At 64.2% G+C, this 17,167-nt stretch carries 17 protein-coding genes; 6 read left to right on the top strand and 11 right to left on the bottom strand.

What is annotated here, in order from left to right; translation table 11 throughout:
* Nucleotides 1-101: 101 nt before the first annotated feature.
* On the bottom strand, nt 102-965 hold the full coding sequence (locus tag AB6802_RS10125; protein WP_371009930.1) for a dienelactone hydrolase family protein: 864 nt from the start codon (nt 963-965) through the stop codon (nt 102-104).
* A 35-nt stretch (nt 966-1,000) separates the two neighbouring features.
* Nucleotides 1,001-1,825 (bottom strand): DUF2189 domain-containing protein, encoded by an 825-nt coding sequence (locus AB6802_RS10120; RefSeq protein WP_371009929.1) that lies wholly within the window; start codon nt 1,823-1,825, stop codon nt 1,001-1,003.
* Between the two features lie 226 nt (nt 1,826-2,051).
* Here AB6802_RS10120 and AB6802_RS10115 point away from each other — a divergent pair, with 226 nt between their 5' ends.
* Nucleotides 2,052-2,558: a CAP domain-containing protein gene (locus tag AB6802_RS10115; RefSeq protein ID WP_371009928.1), complete on the top strand. Its 507-nt coding sequence runs from the start codon at nt 2,052-2,054 to the stop codon at nt 2,556-2,558.
* Nucleotides 2,559-2,601: 43 nt separating this feature from the next.
* Here AB6802_RS10115 and AB6802_RS10110 read toward each other — a convergent pair whose 3' ends face one another.
* The 3 genes from AB6802_RS10110 to AB6802_RS10100 all read right to left on the bottom strand — a co-directional run bounded on the left by AB6802_RS10110 (nt 2,602) and on the right by AB6802_RS10100 (nt 6,072).
* Complete coding sequence (locus tag AB6802_RS10110) at nt 2,602-4,134, bottom strand: DHA2 family efflux MFS transporter permease subunit (protein ID WP_371009927.1); 1,533 nt, start codon at nt 4,132-4,134, stop codon at nt 2,602-2,604.
* A 292-nt stretch (nt 4,135-4,426) separates the two neighbouring features.
* Nucleotides 4,427-5,602 (bottom strand): HlyD family secretion protein, encoded by a 1,176-nt coding sequence (locus AB6802_RS10105; RefSeq protein ID WP_371009926.1) that lies wholly within the window; start codon nt 5,600-5,602, stop codon nt 4,427-4,429.
* Nucleotides 5,599-6,072, bottom strand: coding sequence for a MarR family winged helix-turn-helix transcriptional regulator (locus AB6802_RS10100; RefSeq protein ID WP_371009925.1), 474 nt, complete (start codon nt 6,070-6,072; stop codon nt 5,599-5,601). The genes AB6802_RS10105 and AB6802_RS10100 overlap by 4 nt, the downstream gene beginning before the upstream one ends.
* Nucleotides 6,073-6,258: 186 nt before the next feature.
* Here AB6802_RS10100 and AB6802_RS10095 point away from each other — a divergent pair, with 186 nt between their 5' ends.
* Nucleotides 6,259-7,092 (top strand): GyrI-like domain-containing protein, encoded by an 834-nt coding sequence (locus tag AB6802_RS10095; protein WP_371009924.1) that lies wholly within the window; start codon nt 6,259-6,261, stop codon nt 7,090-7,092.
* Nucleotides 7,093-7,231: 139 nt separating this feature from the next.
* Here the strand turns inward: AB6802_RS10095 and AB6802_RS10090 are convergent, their stop codons facing one another.
* The 4 genes from AB6802_RS10090 to AB6802_RS10075 all read right to left on the bottom strand — a co-directional run bounded on the left by AB6802_RS10090 (nt 7,232) and on the right by AB6802_RS10075 (nt 12,099).
* On the bottom strand, nt 7,232-8,167 hold the full coding sequence (locus AB6802_RS10090) for a GNAT family N-acetyltransferase (RefSeq protein WP_371009923.1): 936 nt from the start codon (nt 8,165-8,167) through the stop codon (nt 7,232-7,234).
* A gap of 317 nt (nt 8,168-8,484) precedes the next feature.
* Nucleotides 8,485-9,621, bottom strand: a complete 1,137-nt coding sequence (locus AB6802_RS10085) for an alanine racemase (protein ID WP_371009922.1) — start codon at nt 9,619-9,621, stop codon at nt 8,485-8,487.
* Nucleotides 9,618-10,898: a D-arabinono-1,4-lactone oxidase gene (locus AB6802_RS10080; RefSeq protein ID WP_371009921.1), complete on the bottom strand. Its 1,281-nt coding sequence runs from the start codon at nt 10,896-10,898 to the stop codon at nt 9,618-9,620. The genes AB6802_RS10085 and AB6802_RS10080 overlap by 4 nt, the downstream gene beginning before the upstream one ends.
* Nucleotides 10,899-10,911: 13 nt before the next feature.
* A complete protein-coding gene (locus AB6802_RS10075) occupies nt 10,912-12,099 on the bottom strand; it encodes an MFS transporter (RefSeq protein ID WP_371009920.1) in 1,188 nt (395 codons plus the stop codon).
* A gap of 122 nt (nt 12,100-12,221) precedes the next feature.
* Here AB6802_RS10075 and AB6802_RS10070 point away from each other — a divergent pair, with 122 nt between their 5' ends.
* Nucleotides 12,222-12,848: a TetR family transcriptional regulator gene (locus tag AB6802_RS10070; protein ID WP_371009919.1), complete on the top strand. Its 627-nt coding sequence runs from the start codon at nt 12,222-12,224 to the stop codon at nt 12,846-12,848.
* Between the two features lie 217 nt (nt 12,849-13,065).
* On the opposite strand, the gene AB6802_RS10065 is transcribed toward AB6802_RS10070, so the two are convergent.
* The gene (locus AB6802_RS10065; RefSeq protein ID WP_371009918.1) at nt 13,066-13,965 is read right to left on the bottom strand and encodes a LysR family transcriptional regulator; all 900 of its coding nucleotides are present in this window, start codon (nt 13,963-13,965) and stop codon (nt 13,066-13,068) included.
* A 107-nt stretch (nt 13,966-14,072) separates the two neighbouring features.
* Here AB6802_RS10065 and AB6802_RS10060 point away from each other — a divergent pair, with 107 nt between their 5' ends.
* Nucleotides 14,073-14,834, top strand: a complete 762-nt coding sequence (locus AB6802_RS10060) for an SDR family NAD(P)-dependent oxidoreductase (protein ID WP_371009917.1) — start codon at nt 14,073-14,075, stop codon at nt 14,832-14,834.
* A gap of 57 nt (nt 14,835-14,891) precedes the next feature.
* Here AB6802_RS10060 and AB6802_RS10055 read toward each other — a convergent pair whose 3' ends face one another.
* Nucleotides 14,892-15,743: a hypothetical protein gene (locus tag AB6802_RS10055; protein ID WP_371009916.1), complete on the bottom strand. Its 852-nt coding sequence runs from the start codon at nt 15,741-15,743 to the stop codon at nt 14,892-14,894.
* Nucleotides 15,744-15,816: 73 nt separating this feature from the next.
* Between AB6802_RS10055 and AB6802_RS10050 the strand changes: the two genes are divergently transcribed.
* Both AB6802_RS10050 and groES read left to right on the top strand, forming a co-directional pair.
* Entirely contained in the window at nt 15,817-16,614 is a 798-nt protein-coding gene (locus tag AB6802_RS10050; protein WP_371009915.1) for a class I SAM-dependent methyltransferase, read from the top strand.
* A gap of 233 nt (nt 16,615-16,847) precedes the next feature.
* Entirely contained in the window at nt 16,848-17,144 is a 297-nt protein-coding gene (gene groES / locus AB6802_RS10045; RefSeq protein ID WP_006203049.1) for a co-chaperone GroES, read from the top strand.
* Nucleotides 17,145-17,167 lie beyond the last annotated feature (23 nt).

The raw sequence follows: 17,167 nt of genomic DNA, 5'->3' as shown, positions 1-17,167 counted from the left end.
CTAGAGCAATTCCAGGAAAAGCGTGAGCGGTTTTCCGCCCGGAATTGCGTAAAAACAAAGAGTTAGAGCGCTTCGCCGTTTCTATGAAACGGTGAAACGCTCTAGCCGCCAAAGGCTTGTTTCAGAAAGACCCGGGCATCCTTTTCGGATCGCTCAGTCGCGGCGGCATTGTACTCCACCCGGTGACCATAGTCCTCGGCGCCAATCTTGTTCCCCGGGGCGGTAAATGCATGACGAGCGCCGGGGTAGACATCGAGCTGCACTGGGCTTCCCTTGCCGCTGCGCCGCGCCATCATCTCTTGGCATTTCTTGGCGGGCGTCCAATCGTCGAGCTCTCCGATCAGGATCAAAGTCGGAACCGCCATGTCGCCATTTGCCGCCGAACAATTCGGATAGTAGGCAACCGCTGCCTTGAACTTGCGCTCCATAAGCTTCTCGGCGCCGCCAAGCCGCACAGCCTCGAGCGTTGTGCTCCCGCCAGCTGAGGACCCCAGCAACGCTATGCGCCGCGGGTCGACAAACTTTTGCTCCGACAGAAACGCCAAGGCGCCATAGGCATCATAGACGCGATCGGCAGGCATAACGCGATCACACGTCTCGCGAATGCCACGGGTGCTGAAGCTGTCGACCATAAGAACGACATACCCCCAGGACGACAGCAGCTCGGACCAGCTTTTCCTTGCACTTGAGGAGAGGCCGGTACAACCGTGGAGAACGACGACGGCCGGGAACGGCCCCTCGCCAGGCGGGCGCGTCAGATACCCATTCAACGGCGTGCCGGGAACAGTTTTGAGCACCTGGCCATTCTGCTGCGCAATGCGCCGCTGAAACGGCGTCGGTTGGACGGCCGCGCTTTCAAGCCGCACCGGCTGGTCGGCGCTTGCCTGCCCGCCGCAGAGCCCGCCGACAAGGCAGAAACAGACCGCACTGCCAGCTCTTCTGAGCAATCTCAGGAACTTGCTCATTGCGGTCTCTCCTGGCCTAGAGCCCGGACGCTCCTTTACATCGGCCGGCGGACAGGCCGGATCTGTTCCGGTTCGATCAGCTTGCGGTAGAGATGCCAGGTCGCGTGGCCGAGGATCGGCATGACGACGGCAAGGCCGGCGAACAGCGGGATCGAGCCGACCACCAGGAGCACGGCGACGGTCAGGCCCCACAGCGCCATCTGCAAGGGATTGGCCATGACCGCGCGTGCGGACGTCTCGATCGCCGAAACAGCGCCGACATCGCGATCGAGCAGCAGCGGGAAGGCAACGACCGTGGTGGCCAAAACCACGACGGCAAAGACGAAGCCGGCGGCGTTGCCGGCAAGGATCAGCGTCCAGCCCTTGCTGGTGGTCAGCACATCGCGCAGGAAGGCGCCGACCGAGGCCGGCGGCTCGGTCCCGAACAGGCTGGTGTAGATCGACTGGGCGGTGAACAGCCAGAGCAGGAACAGCGCGAAAAGCAGGATGCCGATGACCGCGATCGACGGCAGCGCCGGCGAGCGCCGCACATCGAGCGCATGGCGCCAGTCGGTGTTCATGCCAAGCTCGCGCCGGCGGCTGATCTCATAGAGGCCGATCGCGGCGAACGGGCCGATCAAGGCGAAGCCCGACATCAGCGGATAGACGAGCTGGATGGCGTTGGAGCCGGACGTCCACTGCGTCAGGATCAGGCCGACGATGGGATAGACCAGACACAGGAACACATAGTGCGAGGGCTTCGCCCAGAAATCCTCGGCGCCGAGCTTCAGCGAATCCCAAAGATCCGTGGTGGTGATATGGCGCACCGTGGGCTGCACATGCATCCCGCGCGCGTCCGCCATGACATGAAAACTGGCCATAATCGTCCTCCGTTTGCCAGCGCATGCCCCACGAAAACCGGGACGGTTTTCGTGAAAGGACCATGCGCCAGACCAAAGCGGGGCGGTCACCGCCTGATGATGGCCGCCCGTGGCTGCCACTTCAAGAACGAAGCGATCATAACCGATCTTCCGCGAAAAGTCGTCGCATCACGGGATTTTCATCGGCTGCCCGGCAAAAGCCATCATCGCCGGTATGAGAGGCCGGATGAGCACCCTCGAAATTCGCCCCGCCAATCTCAACCGTCGCTCGCTGCTCAAGGCAGCAGGCCTGGCAGCGCTTGCCGGTATCGCCGCCTGCAGCACCGTCTCGGTGCCGACCGGCGAAGGCGCCGGGGTTTCCTCCTCGGCCACAACGACGCTGGCCGGTATCCGCGGCTCGGCCGGGCTGCCGGCGCTGGTTCCGGACGCACAGCTAGAGCAAGCCGCGCTCCAGCAGGCCGGCTACATGGCCTCGCGCGAGCGCATGAGCCATACCACCGGCTGGGGCAAGGATTTCGCCTCGCGCATGAAGGACAATGGCGTGCGCGGCGCCGCGGCCGAGAACATCGCCGAGGGCCGCTTCGATCAGCAGAAACTGTTCGACATCTGGATGCACTCGACCGGCCATCGCCGCAACATGCTCGATCCCGATTTCAGCCGCTTCGGCCTCGCCTATGTGCGCGACGGCCGCGACCCGGCGCTGCGCTACTGGTCGCTGGTGCTCGGCCGCTAGCGTCGCTCCCAATCTCCCCTCAAGGGGAGATTACGCCGCTTCATCAATCCATATGCGCAGCCGGGGCCCCGCCGGCTGGCGCGGCCTTGGGCTTGCGCAGCAGGATCACGAACGGGATCGCGGCCAGCGTCATCACCATCAGGAGTTTGAAGTCGTTGATGTAGGAGATCATCATCGCCTGGAGGTTCACCGCACGGTCGACCTGCGAGAGTGCGGCGGGATCGCCGGCCGCCGCCGCCGGCGAGGCCGCCCACAGGTTCGGGTTAAACGGGTTGATGAAGGCCGACAACTCGGTGTGGTTTATCTGCGTGTTGCGCACCATCAGCGCCGCAACCACCGACACGCCGATCGAGGAGCCGAGATTGCGGACCAGGCTGAACAGCGATGTGGCGTCGGTGCGGTAGCGCGCGTCGAGCGTGGCGAAGGCGACCGTCGACAGCGGCACGAACACCATGCCCATGCCCAGGCCCTGGATGACACCCGAGGAGATGATCAGCCAATTGTCCATCTGCGGCGTGAAGCTCGCCATGGTGTAGAGCGATTGCGCCGTGAGCAGGAAGCCGATGGCGACGAGGATGCGCGCATCGATCCGATGCATGATGCGGCCCATGACCAGCATCGAAATCATCGTGCCGATGCCACGCGGTCCCAGAACGACGCCGATGGTCACGGTCGGATAGCCGAAGATGGTGGCGAGCATCGGCGGCAACAACGACATCGAGGCCAGGATCAGCACGCCCATGACGAAGATGAAGCCCAGCCCGGTCACGAAATTTCGGTCGAGGAATATCTTGGGATCGATGAAGGGGCGCTCGGCCGTCACCGTGTGGATGATGAACACCCAGAAGCCGGTGAGCGACAGAGCCAGCTCGATCCAGATCTCGGCTGAGTTGAACCAGTCGACCTCGCCGCCGCGGTCGAGCAGAAGCTGCAGCGCGCCGACGCCGAGCGAGAGCATGGCGAAGCCGAAGAAGTCGAAGCCGCGCACCCGCTTGGCGATGACAGGCAGATAGGCGGCCATGCCGAGGAAGGCGACGATGCCGACCGGCAGGTTGATGAAGAAAACCCAGCGCCAGTTGAAATTTTCCGTCAGCCAGCCGCCAAGCGTTGGCCCCAGGATCGGCCCCAGCATGATGCCGGCGCCCCAGATGGCCATGGCCTGGCCATGCCGCTCCTTGGGATTGATATCGAGCAGGAATGTCTGCGACAGCGGCACGATGGCCGCGCCGAACACGCCTTGTAGCAGGCGGAAGAGCACGATGGTCTCAAGGCTCCAGGCGAGCCCGCAGAGCATGGAGAAGATGGTGAAGCCGACGACGGAGACCAGGAACAATTCCTTGCGGCCGAGCCGGTCGGCAAGCCAGCCGGTGACCGGCGTCATGATCGCCGCGGCCACGATATAGGAGGTCAGCACCCAGTTGATGTTGTCGGGCGAGGCGCCGAGGTCGCCGGTCATGGTCGGCAGCGCGACGTTGGCGATGGTGGTGTCGAGCGCCTGCATGACCGTGGCCAGCATCAGCGCGACCGTGATCAGCCCGCGATGCGGCACTTCCTTGAAGGGTTCTGGCGTGCTCATGATGCTAAACTTCCAGCAGGTAACAAAACCGTGTATATTGGGTTTCCGGGCGGCGAGCCTTCCGTCGAGAGACCTTCATCGCGGTGGGACGCGACTATCGATGCGGGGGTTGCATCGACTGAAAGTCTCTCTGGTGGAGCGGATGCCTGCCGCCCGGAAACCTGAGGACCGACGGGTCCGTACCGAAGGTTCAGTCTTGATCAAGCCGCGTCGCGGCTCGCTCGAAATCTGATCCTTCACACCCTCCCATCAGACCAAACCCCTGCTTCACCTCGTTACTTGCTTCAACTCGTTACTGTGCGGCCTCGCCGGCCGTGGCGTGACCCAAGATCGACGGCCAGCCGCGCGCCACGCCGGTGTCGACCGTGACGCTCGCGCTCATGCCGGTGCGCAGCGCCATTTTGGCATCCGGATCGGTCAGTTCCAGGCGCACGGGAATTCGCTGCGTGACCTTGACCCAGTTGCCGGTGGCGTTCTGCGCGGGCAGCAGCGAGAACTCCGCGCCCGTGCCGGCGCCGATCGCCTTGACGGTCGCCTCGAAGGTTCTGCCCGGGTAAGTGTCGACGACGATCTCGGCCTTCTGGCCCGGCTTCATGTTGGTAAGCTGGGTTTCCTTGAAATTGGCGTCGATCCAGGTGTCGCCGATCTCGACCAGCGCAAACAGCGGCGTGCCGACCGAGACATACTGGCCGAGCTTGAAGGAGGCGGCCTGGTAGACGATGCCGTCGGCCGGCGCCTTCACCGTGGTCTGGGCAAGATCGTAGGCCGCCTTGTCGCGCGCGGCGAGTGCCGCCATCACCGTCGGATGCTTGTCGGTCTCGATGTCGGGATTGCCGCCAAGCGCCGCCTTGGCGCTGACGATGCCCTGCCCCGCGACGGCCAGCTGCTGCTTGGCCTTGTCGAGATCGTTGCGGGCCTCGTCGAGCGACGATTTGGCATTGATGCCCTTCTGCGCCAGATCGGCGGCGCGGTCATATTGCGACTGCGCGTAGTCGACCTCGCTGCTGGCCGACTTCTCCTGCGCCATCGACTGGCTATAGGCGGCGCGCAGCTGCTCGACATTGAGGCGCGCGCCGGCGACCGCAGCGTCGGCCTGGGCCAATGCGATGCGGTAGGGCTCGGGATCGATGATGAAAAGCAGATCGCCCTGCTTGACCGTCTGGTTGTCGGCAATGCCGACCTTGACGATGCGGCCGGCTGTATCGGAGACGACCGAAATCCTGGCCTGCTGCAGATTGGCGTTCTCGGTCTCCTGATAGCGGCCGCCGGTCACCCAGACATAAGCGCCACCGACAAGCAGCGCCAGCGGCAGAGCGACCATCAAAAGCATGCGGCCGATGCGGCGCTTCTTCCTAGGTGCTGCCGGCGTCGGCAGCGGCTCAGCCGCCACGGCGACGGGAGCGGCCGGCTGCGCCGGCGCTTCGAGCTTGGTGACGTTATCGTCTTCTCTCTTAGCTGCCGCGCTCATGCTGCCGCCCCTTCCTTGCCCGCTATCTCCAGGGATGCCTCGCCGTCGGTCAGGTTCTGCACGATCGTGTCCAGCACCCGGATCAGCACGCGCCGGTCTTCCGGCGATACGCCGGTAAGCGATTGCTCATAGACCTCGCCGGCGAGGCTCTTGACGTCGGCATAGGCCGCGCTCGCCTTCTCGGTCGGGAAGATCATGCGCACGCGACGATCGGCAGCGTCCTGGCGGCGCTCGATCCAGCCGCCCTCCTCCATCCGGTCGACCAGGCGGGAGACGCTGATCGGCTCGATTTCGAGCAGTTCAGCCAGCCGCGCCTGCGTGATGCCTTCTTCCTTGGCGACGCGCACCATCAGGCGCCACTGCGCCGACGACAGGCCAAGCCCGCTGGCGCGCGTCTCGAAACGCTTGCGCATCAGGCGTTGCACGTCGTGAATCAAAAATCCCAGTCTGTCGATGCCATCTGAAACCATGAGCGATAGATATAATAAGCGTGCTTACTATTCAAGTGGGATGCGTTGATCCAGCAGCCGGCACATCAAAGCCGGTTGCGCATCAAGACGCTGTTTTGCGAACTTGCACCTTCGCCAGTTGCGCAATTTCGATCAAACTGGCCCTCGGCGGGGTCGCTAGTGTCGGCCTGCCAAATGCGAGGAACCATGAACCCGACCGAAAAAGCGCTGTGGTTTGTCGAAAGCCATCTGCCGGATGCGATATCGCTCGACGATGTCGCGCAAAGCAGCGGCGTGTCGCGCTTCCATGTGACGCGCGCCTTCGGCGCCGCCACCGGGCGATCGGTGATGGGCTATATGCGGGCGCGGCGACTGAGCGAAGCGGCGCGCCGGCTTGCCGGCGGCGCGCGCGACATCCTCTCCGTCGCGCTCGATGCCGGCTATGGCTCGCATGAGGCTTTCACGCGGGCTTTTCGCGAGCAGTTCGGCACCACGCCTGAACTGGTGCGCGCGCAGGGCTCGACCCAGAACCTCGACCTCGTGGAGCCTATCTTGATGGACAGTTCCCTACTCACGACACTCGCGCCGCCGCGCTTCGAGACCAGCCGGCCCTTCCTCATCGCCGGGCTCGGCGAGCGCTACAGTTGCGAGTCCGCCGCCGCCATCCCGATGCAGTGGCAACGCTTCGCCCCCTATATCGGTCACATTCCCGGACAGGTGCCCGATGTCTTCTACGGCGTGTGCACCAATGGCGACGATGCCGGCAATTTCGATTACATCGTCGGCGTCGAGGTGACGGATTTCTCCGACCTGCCCAAGGATTTTTATCGTGTCCGGGTGCCGGCGCAGAAATACGCGGTGTTTTCGCATCGCGAGCACATCTCGACCATCCGCCGCACCATCAATACGATCTGGAACAGCTGGCTGCCGGCCTCCGGCCACGAGATCGCCGACGCGCCGGAATTCGAACGCTACGGACCGGAGTTCGACGCGCACACCGGCAATGGCGGGCTGGAGATCTGGTTGCCGGTGAAGGGGTGAGGTGAACGGACTCTGCCCCCCGATCCGGGTCAGGCCGAGCCGAAAATGGTGGCTTCCGAGAACCGGAGCGGAGCGTACTTTTCGTACGTGAGCACCGGAAGCGCAGGAGGCCGCCATTTGCAGGCCGGCCTCACCCGGATCACAGCCCCAGGTCCCAGGTCTGGCCGACCAAATCCTTGCCGAAGGAATGATGCTTTTCCTCATCGACCAGCTTGAAACCGGCCGCCTGGTAGATGCGGCGGGCCGAGCCCAGTATGTCGTTGGTCCACAGCGTCAGCGTCTTGTAGCCCTTGGCGCGGGAGAAGGCGATGCATTCGTCGACCAGCCGCGCGCCGATGCCAAGGCCGCGCGCGGAAGGCTCGACATAGAGCAGCCTGAGCTTCGCCACCTCGGGCGACTTGCGCACGATGAAGACGGAGCCGACAATCTCGCCCTCGCGCTCGGCGATCCAGGCGCGCTCCCAGTCCGGATCGAACTTCTTGACGAAGTCGCCGAGGATCTCCGCCACCAGCGCCTCGTAGGTTCCGTCCCAGCCATAGTCCTCAGTGTAAAGCATGCCCTGGCGGCGCGTGATCCAGCCGATGTCGCCGACCTGGAGCGAGCGCAGGATGTAGGGCACTTTGGGCTCGGCACGTTCGCCGAGCAGGTCCTCGACGGTGCGCATGGCCTTGACCAGGCGGTCCTGATCGCCGGGTGCCAGCTTGTCGAGCAAGGTCGCGACCTGGTCGTGCGAATCCTTGTTCAGCGGTGCGAAGGCATTCCTGCCGGCCGGCGTCAGCGCGATCGAGGCGCGCCGCGCGTCAGCCTCGGTGGCGGCGCGCTCGACCAGGCCGCGTTCCTCGAATTTCTTCAAGAGACGGCTGACATAACCGGGGTCGAGGCCGAGATCGCGCACCAGGTCGCTGGCGACCAACCCGTCGCGATGGGCAAGCTCGTAAAGCACCCGCGCCTCGGTCAGCGAGAACGGGCTCTTCAGCAGGCCCTCGTCGAGCAGGCCGATCTGTCGGGTGTAGAAGCGGTTGAAGGCGCGCACGGCGTCGATGCGTTCCTTGCCGGGGTGATTGTGGATGGTCATCGGGCGTCTCCTGTCATGGGCAGGATTGAGCATTTAGTTGACTGAGTCAACGAATACAATTCGCGAAACGCTACACAACTTCGTCATTCCAGGGCGGAGCAAGGAGCGAAGCGACGCGCGCAGACCCTAGAATCCATGCCGGGACCTATGAGCTATGCGGCGGTTCAATCTTTGGCAGCGAAACGCTGGCGTAGACGACCTCTCTTGCACCCTGCCGTCCTACGACAAACGTCACGGCATGGATTCTAGGGTCTGCACTCCGCTTCGCGTCGTTCCGCCCTAGAATGACGAAATCGTGTTGGGCAGGCGGCTAGCCCTCACCCCATTGGCAGCACCGGCCAGAACTCCATGATCCGCCCACCCGACAGCACTGCAATGGCGCCGAAATGTTGCAAGACCGCTTCGCTCTGCGTCGGCCGCAGGAAGGCATAATCCCCCGGCTTCACATGCGCTGTTGCGGGCAGGCCCATGAACTGCTGGTTTGAGGAAAACCCCATCAGCCCGTTCGGCTTCATGCCTTCCGGAAACGCCGGATCGGCCATCCATTTGCCGCCATAAAGGTAGCAACCCTTGCGCGGGAAGAGGCCGAGCGCCTGCAAGGTCTTTGACAGCCAGGCCGGGCCCGGCAGCGCCGCGGCGGCCACCTTGAGGATCGGCGTGGCGATGAAGGCAGCCGGCTGAAAGCCGTCGAGGCCGGGTTTGTCGAAATCGCTGGGCAGCACGAAGGCCGAGCCCATCGAGACCTCATTCGCCACGCCGCCATCATGCAGCAGCGCCGTCTTCGAGCCGCCGATGTTGAGGATGCGGCGCTGGTCTGGTTCGAGCGCCGCGACGAACGCCGCCGCCAACGCCGAGGCTTTCTCCAGAGCGTTGGCCGCACCGCCGAATATACTGGGAATTTCCGGCGCGTGCGCCTCATAGGCCATGATGCCTTCGCAGCGCAGGCCCTTGGGTATCGTCAGCGCCTTGATCTCGGACGGGCTGGCAAAGCCACCGCGATGCAGGCCGACATCGACCTCGAAGGCGAAGCGCAATTCGGTGCTGAGCTCGGCGGCCAAAGCGCCGTACTCCGACAGCCGCTCCGGCGTGTCGATCAGCCAGCAGACGCGCGACCACCAGCCGGCGCCGCCCCGCGTCAGCGCCGCCTTGGCCGCGCCCACCGGCATCGGCTTGCCGTAGAGCAGATCGCCCTCGGGAAAGGCGTCGAGCACGGCTTGCGTCACCGGCGGGTGGAAGGTCATGAAGCGGTCGGTGTCGAGCGCCTTGGCGATATAGGACAGCAGCGGCACGCAAGGCAGCGATTTGTCGACCAGCCGTACGGCAAGACCAGGCGCCAGTCTCTTTTTCACACTCGCGATGTTGGCGTCCAGCCGGTCGCGGTCGAGCACCAGGCAGGGCCGATGGATATCGGCCGCCGGCAGCGCCTTCGACATCTCGGCGAAATAGGCGCTCATCTTTCGATGCCGAACAGGCCGGCCGTATAGGGCGAAACGAAACGGTTGTCGGGATCGATGTCGCGGCGCACCGCCATCGCCTCGTCCCAGCGCGGATAGAGCTTTTTGAAGTCTGCCGCCTTCAGGCTGTGCATCTTGCCCCAATGCGGCCGGCCGCCATATTTGCGGAAGATCGGCTCGGCCGCGCGCATGAAGGGCAACGGGTCGTTCGCAGCATCGTGGTGGATGGCGATCGAGCAGGTCAGCCTTTTGTGGAAGGGCGAAAGCCAGAATTCATCGGGCGCCACCGAACGCACCTCCATCGGGAAATAGACTTCGGGAAAGTGCTTTTCCGTCAGCGCGATGATCTCAGCCAACGCCTTTGGACCTTCCTCGTAAGGCAGGTGGTACTCCATCTCGTTGAACTTGGTGCGACGGTCGCTGGCGTAGACGTTGAGCCAGTCCTGCACGTAATCCTCGGACGCGATCTTCTTCACCGCGCCCTTGATCAACGCGCCGCGCAGCGACGGCAGCCAGCGCAAAACGGTGCGCAGCTTGCGCAAGGTCGCCAGCCCTTCCTCGTCGTCCTCGGTCGGCCGCGGCGTGACGGCCGCGTCGGAAATATCGCTGGCGATGAACTGGGCGTAGCCGGAAAACGGGATGTAGTAGAATTCGGCCGAACGATGCCCGGCCATCATCGTTTCGAAGTCGCGCAGCATGTCGGCGATCGGCAGCACCCATTTGCGGCGTCGCAGGCGGTAGGTCGCGATGTTGTTCAGCGTCACCTCGGTGAGCACGCCGAAGCTGCCCAGCGCAACGCCGGTGGCATGAATCAGGTCCTGATCGTTCGTCCGGCTGAAGTCGCGCAGCTTGCCCTGCCCGTCGACGATCTGCACGGTTTCCAGTTGGGTGTGATAGGCGCCGAGCTTAGGGCCGGAGCCATGCGTGGCGGTGCCCAGCGCACCGCCGATCGCCTGCTTGTCGATATCGCCCATGTTGGGCAGGCCCTGGCCGATGCCCTCAAGAATGTGCATCAGGGACCCAAGCCGCGTGCCCGCCCTCACCCGCGCCCGATTGGTCGCTGCGTCATGCGAGACCAGCCCCGCGATCTTTTCCAGCGAGACGATGGTGCCTTCGGACTGCACCAGCGGCGTGAAGGAATGGCCGGCGCCGACAACACGTAGCGGACTGGGCGCGGTGCGCACCAAATCAGCAAGCGCGCCGACATCGGCGGGTGTGGCGATCTGTTTTGGCGAGGCCGTGACGAGACCCGACCAGTTGCTCCAGCTGTTCGACATGGCGCCCTCCGCTTCAGGCCTGGATACGCCGACGGCGCGCGACGAGAACGAAGAAGCCGAGCAATGCAACGCTGGCCAAGGCAGTGACGGCCGCGAATTCCGAAACCGGGCGGAAATCCGTGCCGTCGATGAGCAGCGATGCGGCGATCGGGCCGATGGCAAGGCCAAACAATTGGGCGGCCGGCACCAGGAGTGCGGCGTTGCGCGTCTCGTCGGCGGTGATGGCGAGGCGGATCTGGTACGGCACGATGAAGAGCAGGATGAAGCCCATCACCAGGGCGACGGCCCAGAACGCCGAAAGCCCTGGACCGGTGGCCAGCAACACCGAGCTGATCGCAGCGACAATTCCAATGATTGTGATGGCGAAGCGATAGTCGATGCGCGCTTCGAACACCGTCGCGGTCGTCGCGCCCAACACTTGCGCGGCCAGGCTTGCCGAGACCACCAACCCGACGGTGCGGCCGTCAATGCCGAACTGGGCGCCGATCGGCTCGAGAAAGGCCCAGACAGCGCCGAAGAACATGAAATAACAGAAGATCGACAGCAACGCCGTAATCGCCGGCACGGTGAGCACATTGGAAAAATGCTCGTCCTTCGGGAGGTCGGCATAATCGTCCGCAACCGTCCAGGCGACGACCAGCGACAGCAGGCAGACAATGGCCAGCACGATGAAGCCGCCGGCCGCGCCGGCTTTCGGCACCGCGTAAAGCGCCAGGATCAGCGCCAGCGCGCATTGCGCCAATGTCTGCAGCGTCACGAAATAGCCGCCGATGCGCTCGGCCCGGCGCGAGCGGGCGATCAGCTCCGTGGCCACTGCAACCAGGCCGCCCTCCGCCAGGCCGGCGAGCGCACGGGCGCCGATCAGGGAATTGGCGGTGACAGCGTAGGCGGTCCACAAATTGGCGAGCGCCAGCAGGATCAAGAGCAGCGTGCTCTTCCAGCGCATGTTACGGGCGGGGAGCAGCATCGCCACGATGGCCGAGCCGATGGCGATGGCGATCATCTCGGCGGTGGCGACCAGCGCCAGCTCGTCGCCGGTGACGTGGCCCTCGGTGTAGAGCGCGCCGAGCAGCACCGGCTGCAAGCCGAGGATGAGCAGGCCGACCGAGCCGATCCACAGCGCCGAGGCAAGCTGCAGCCCGCTCGGGTTGCCGACCAGCCAATCGCCGCTCTCGGCGTTTCCGGCATCGATGACAGTCACGAAGCGCTCTCCCTTGCAGCTCGATCGAAAAACTGACAGATTGTCAGCATTTGGCGAAACTGATACTTGATCATGTTTCTTGTCAACCGTGAATTTGCAGTTTTGCTGGGACGACATCGCGCATGACGGGAGCAAAGCGAACAGCGACGGAGCCAAGGCGCAAGCCCAAGCAGGAGCGCAGCCGCGAGCGCATCGACGCGATCCTGGCCACGACCATGCGGCTGATCGGCGAAAAGGGCATCGACGCGGTGACGATGAAGGAGGTGGGCGCGCTGGCCGGCGGGCCGATCGCCACCGTCTATCACTACTTTCCTTCCAAGTCGGCGATCCTGGCCATGCTCTATGAGCGTTTTTCCGAGGAAAGCCGCGCCCGCTTCGGCGCCATCATCGCCGACATCCGCGATCTCAGCGACGTCACGACAGCCGCCGACCGCATGCTCGACGACTACTATGCCCGCGTCGCCGCCGACCCGGCGATCCAGGACCTGCAAAACGCCATCCAGGCCGACAAGGCGCTGCAGCATCTCGACATCGCGGAGACGCGGCATCAGTCGAAGATGCTGTGCGACCATGTCGGGCCGATGCTGCAGGCGGAGCAGCGCGAACCCTTTGCCAGGCTGGTGTTCTTGATCTTCCAGCTCGCCGGCGGCCTGGTGCGGCTGGCGCTGACGCAGGACGAGGTGGAAAGCCGGCGCACGATAGAGGATTACCGGACGATCATTCATACGCAGCTGGAGATATTTCTGTAGGCGGCCCCATAAGGGTCGTCATCCTCGGGCTTGACCGGCTTGACCCGAGGATCCATGCCGTGACCTTCGACGCAAAGTGCATCGGCGCAGAATTATGCAAACATTGCAACGCCTTAGCGTCACGGCATGGATCCCAGGGTCTGCGCGCGTCGCTTCGCTCCTTGCTTCGCCCTAGGATGACGAACGCGTTGGTACGACCCCCCGCCGCGATGCCGCTTTACCCCGGATCCAGCTTCGGCCCCAGAATCTCCACCAGCCAGTCGACAAACACTCTTACCCGCGGCGAAAGCTGGCGGCTGCGCGGATAAAGCACCGAGATCGGCGTTGGCGTTGGCGGATGGTTGGGAAGCACCTCGACCAGCCGGCCGGCCTCGATATCGCCGGCGAAGCGGCGGCGCGGGGACTGGTAGAGGCCGAAACCCTGGCGCACCAGCGTGGCGGCGGTGTCGGAGTTGGAGACAGTCACGCGCGACGGCAGAACGATTTCGCGGATCTCGCCGTCGACGGTGAACTCCAGCGGCATCACTTGTCCGGTGCGCGACGAGACGAAGCCGATCATCATATGCCCGGCGAGCTCGTCCATGTCACGCGGCAGGCCATGGCGCTCGACGTAGTCGGCACTGGCGAGCGTCGCCTCGCGCGCCATGCCGATGCGACGTGCGATCATGTCGCTGTCGGGCAGCGTGCCGGCGCGCACCACGCAATCGACACCTTCGCGCACGAGATCGACGAAGCGGTCGCCCTCGCCGATATGCACGCTGAGCCCGGGATGGCGGGCGAACAGCGCCGGCAATTCCGGGATAACCAAGGTGCGGGCCAGGTGGCCGTTGATGTCGACGCTGAGCCGGCCGCGCACTTCATGCGCGCCGAAGCCGCCCTCGGCATCTTCTATGTCGGCCAGAATGCCGATGCAGCGCTGGTAGTAGGCCTCGCCATCGAGCGTGGTGGTGACGTGGCGCGTCGTGCGGCGCAGCAATTGCACGCCGAGCCGCTCCTCCAGCTGCTTGATCGCGGCGGTCGCGCTGGAGCGCGGCAGGCCAAGATCGGCGGCGGCCGCGGTGAAGCTGCGCCGTTCGACGACGCGGGTGAAGAGCCGCATGGAGTCCAGCCTGTCCATGACGCGATTGTTCTCATATCCTGAATAGTGTTGGCAATATCGCGCCGATTATATCCGCATCCTGGGCGAGTATATGCATCTCCATCGATCAAGAAGGAGATTTCGCCATGACCATCCGACCCATCGCCCTCATCACCGGCGGCAGCCGCGGCCTCGGCCGCAACACCGCGCTCAACCTTGCCCGCCGGGGTGTCGACGTCATCGTCACCTACCGTTCCCGCGTCGACGAGGCTGAAGCCGCAATCGCCGAGATCGAAGCCGCCGGTGGACGCGCCGCGGCGCTCGAACTCGATGCCGGCGCGGTCGCCAGCTTCCCAGCCTTCGTCGAGGCGCTGAAGACGACGCTGCGCGACACCTTCCAGCGCGACCGCTTCGACTATCTCGTCAACAATGCCGGCACCGGCCTGCGCAAGATGATCGCCGAGACAACCGAGGATGAATTCGACGCGCTGATGAACGTCCATCTCAAGGGCGTCTACTTCCTCACCCAGGCGCTGCTGCCACTGATCAACGACGGCGGCCGCATCATCAACGTCTCCAGCGGCCTCGCCCGCTTCGCAGCGCCCGGATCGTCGGCCTATGCGATGATGAAGGGCGGCATCGAGGTGTTCACGCGCTACCTCGCCAAGGAGCTCGGCCAGCGCGGCATCACCTCCAACACGGTCGCGCCAGGCGCGATTGCCACCGACTTCAACGGCGGCCATGTCCGCGACAACGCCGAGATCAACCGCATGGTGGCCGGCGTCACCGCGCTCGGCCGCGCCGGCGTGGCCGACGATATCGGCCCGATGATCGCCGCGCTGCTGTCGGACGACAACCGCTGGGTCAACGCCCAGCGCATCGAGGTCTCAGGTGGCATGAACATTTGATTTTTGTTGGAGCATGATCTTATCCGAAAACCGGTTCCCACTTTTCGGGATCACGCTCTAGGTCACCTTTCGGATCAGTCCCTCGAAGCCGTCGGCAAGGTTGGCATTGCCGGCGGCGAGGAAGGCAGACAGGTTGCCGACGCTGCCCGGCGTCTTGTTGGCGTCGAGCAGCACCGCCCTGCCCTCATGCATGACGAAATCGAACTTGCCATAGTCGAAGCCGAGTTCGCGCCGCAGCGCGCGAAGTTCGTCCGGCACCGGGACCGGCTCGCGGCGGATCGTGTCTTCGCCCTTGACCAGGCTTTGCGGCGAGACATGCCGCGTGCAGCGCTCGCGCTCGCCGCAGAACAGCCAGAAGCGGGCGCCAAAGCCGTCCGGATCCGGTTCGGGAACGAACTTTTCCACAACGAGATCCTGGCGGTCGAACACCGCCGGCGGAACATCGGCAAGCGAGGCATGGATGCGGTATCTGTCGAGAACCTCGGCGCCGGGAAATGGCTCCGGCTTGCCGGCGCGCCGCGATCGCCGGTTCAGCGTCCGCTCGCGCGTTCCAAGGTTGTTGAGATTGCTCTTGACGATGACCGGCCCCGGCCAGCCGTCGTCCCTGCCGATCACGGCGCCACTGACCCGGCGTTTGGAAATATCGGCGGCGCCGATGTTGAGGCAAAAGGGAAAGCCGCGCGCGTATTCGACATATTCAGGCGGCGTCACCGTCGCGTCGACATGCAGCACCGCGACGTCCGCTTCCGGCTTGGCCGAGGTGCCCTTGATGATTTGGACAGAATGGCCGCGGCGTTTCAGCTCCCCCATCAGGTCGAACAGCATATAGGGACTGCCGCGGCGCAGAAGCAGGCCGCCCCAGCCCAGGAACCGGTCGAATTCATGCGTGATGACCGCTATGCGTGCCATGCGCCCCCGCTTGGTTTCTTCAGCGTCCTCGACTATGCATTCAAATACAATGCGATGCGGGCGGGGGCTATGCATGACTGACCACTGGAATGCAATGCGAAAGCATTGGCGACTGCTCGGGTCGCCGCTCAGGCCGCCGCCAGAGGTGGTTGAAAGCTACGAGCGCGAGCTCGACCTTGCCCGATGGGATGTCGTGATGCTTGGCGTGACGCCGGAACTGGCCGGGCTGGGCGCCAGCATGACGGCGGTGGACGAGTCCCGCGACATGATCGCGAGCATCTGGCCGGGCGACGCGGAGCACCGCAAGGCCGTGCTCGGCGACTGGTTCGATCTGCCGTTCCCCGACGCAAGCGTCGATGCGCTGATCGGCGACGGGTGCCTCACAGTCATCGGCGGCGTCGACGCCCGGCGCGCGCTGTTTTCGGCGGTATCGCGCGTGCTCAAGACGGACGGGCGCGGCGGCATCAGGCTATATGCGTCCCCGGAGACACGCGACGACCCACAGGATGTCCGCGCCCTGGCCTTGGCCGGCGGCGTCTCGACCTTCCATGACCTCAAATGGCGTGTGGCCATGACCGCCATCGACGGCGCGCCGGGCTACACGATACCGGTTACGGGTATCCTCGAACAATTCGACATGCTTTTCCCCGATCGCGACGAATTGTCGGCGCGCACCGGGTGGGAATTGCCGGTCATCGGCACCATCGACATCTACAGGAACTCATCCGTGATCTATAATTTCGCGCCGGTGTCCGCGCTCGTCGAGGAGGCCAAGGTTTTCTTCAACGATGTCGAGGTGGCCTCGACCGGCAGCTATGGACTGGCCGAGCGGTGCCCGCTGCTGATGCTGCGATCGCCGAAACACCGATAGGAAAGTCTGCCGCCATATTTCGCCAATGTCGCAGGTGGTGAACGGCGCGTTTCTCGATCCAACGGCTTGCCGATAAAATTTCGCGCCATCGCGCCCTTGCGCGCGCCTTGACTCTGGCAAGTCACCGGCCTATCTCAGCGCCACGTTAGCACTCGCCTTTGGTGAGTGCTAACCCATATCCGGCACCGCCGGATGGAGGAACAGTTCTCACCGTTCTCATCGAGGAAGACAATATGGCAAAGTCCAAGTTCCGCCCGCTTCATGACCGCGTGGTCGTTCGCCGGGTCGAATCTGAATCCAAGACCGCCGGCGGGATCATCATCCCGGATACGGCAAAGGAAAAGCCGCAGGAAGGCGAGATCATCGCCGTCGGCTCCGGCGCGCGTGACGAAGCCGGCAAGCTGGTCCCGCTGGACGTCAAGGCTGGCGACCGCATCCTGTTCGGCAAGTGGTCGGGCACCGAAGTCAAGCTCAATGGCGAAGACCTTCTGATCATGAAGGAATCCGACATCATGGGCATCATCGGCTGAATATCGGCCTCACCGTCAACTGA

Origin of the sequence: Mesorhizobium sp. RCC_202 (genome assembly GCF_041355295.1) — a bacterium.
Taxonomy (GTDB): Bacteria; Pseudomonadota; Alphaproteobacteria; order Rhizobiales; family Rhizobiaceae; genus Mesorhizobium.
This window is presented reverse-complemented; position numbering and strand designations above follow the sequence as displayed.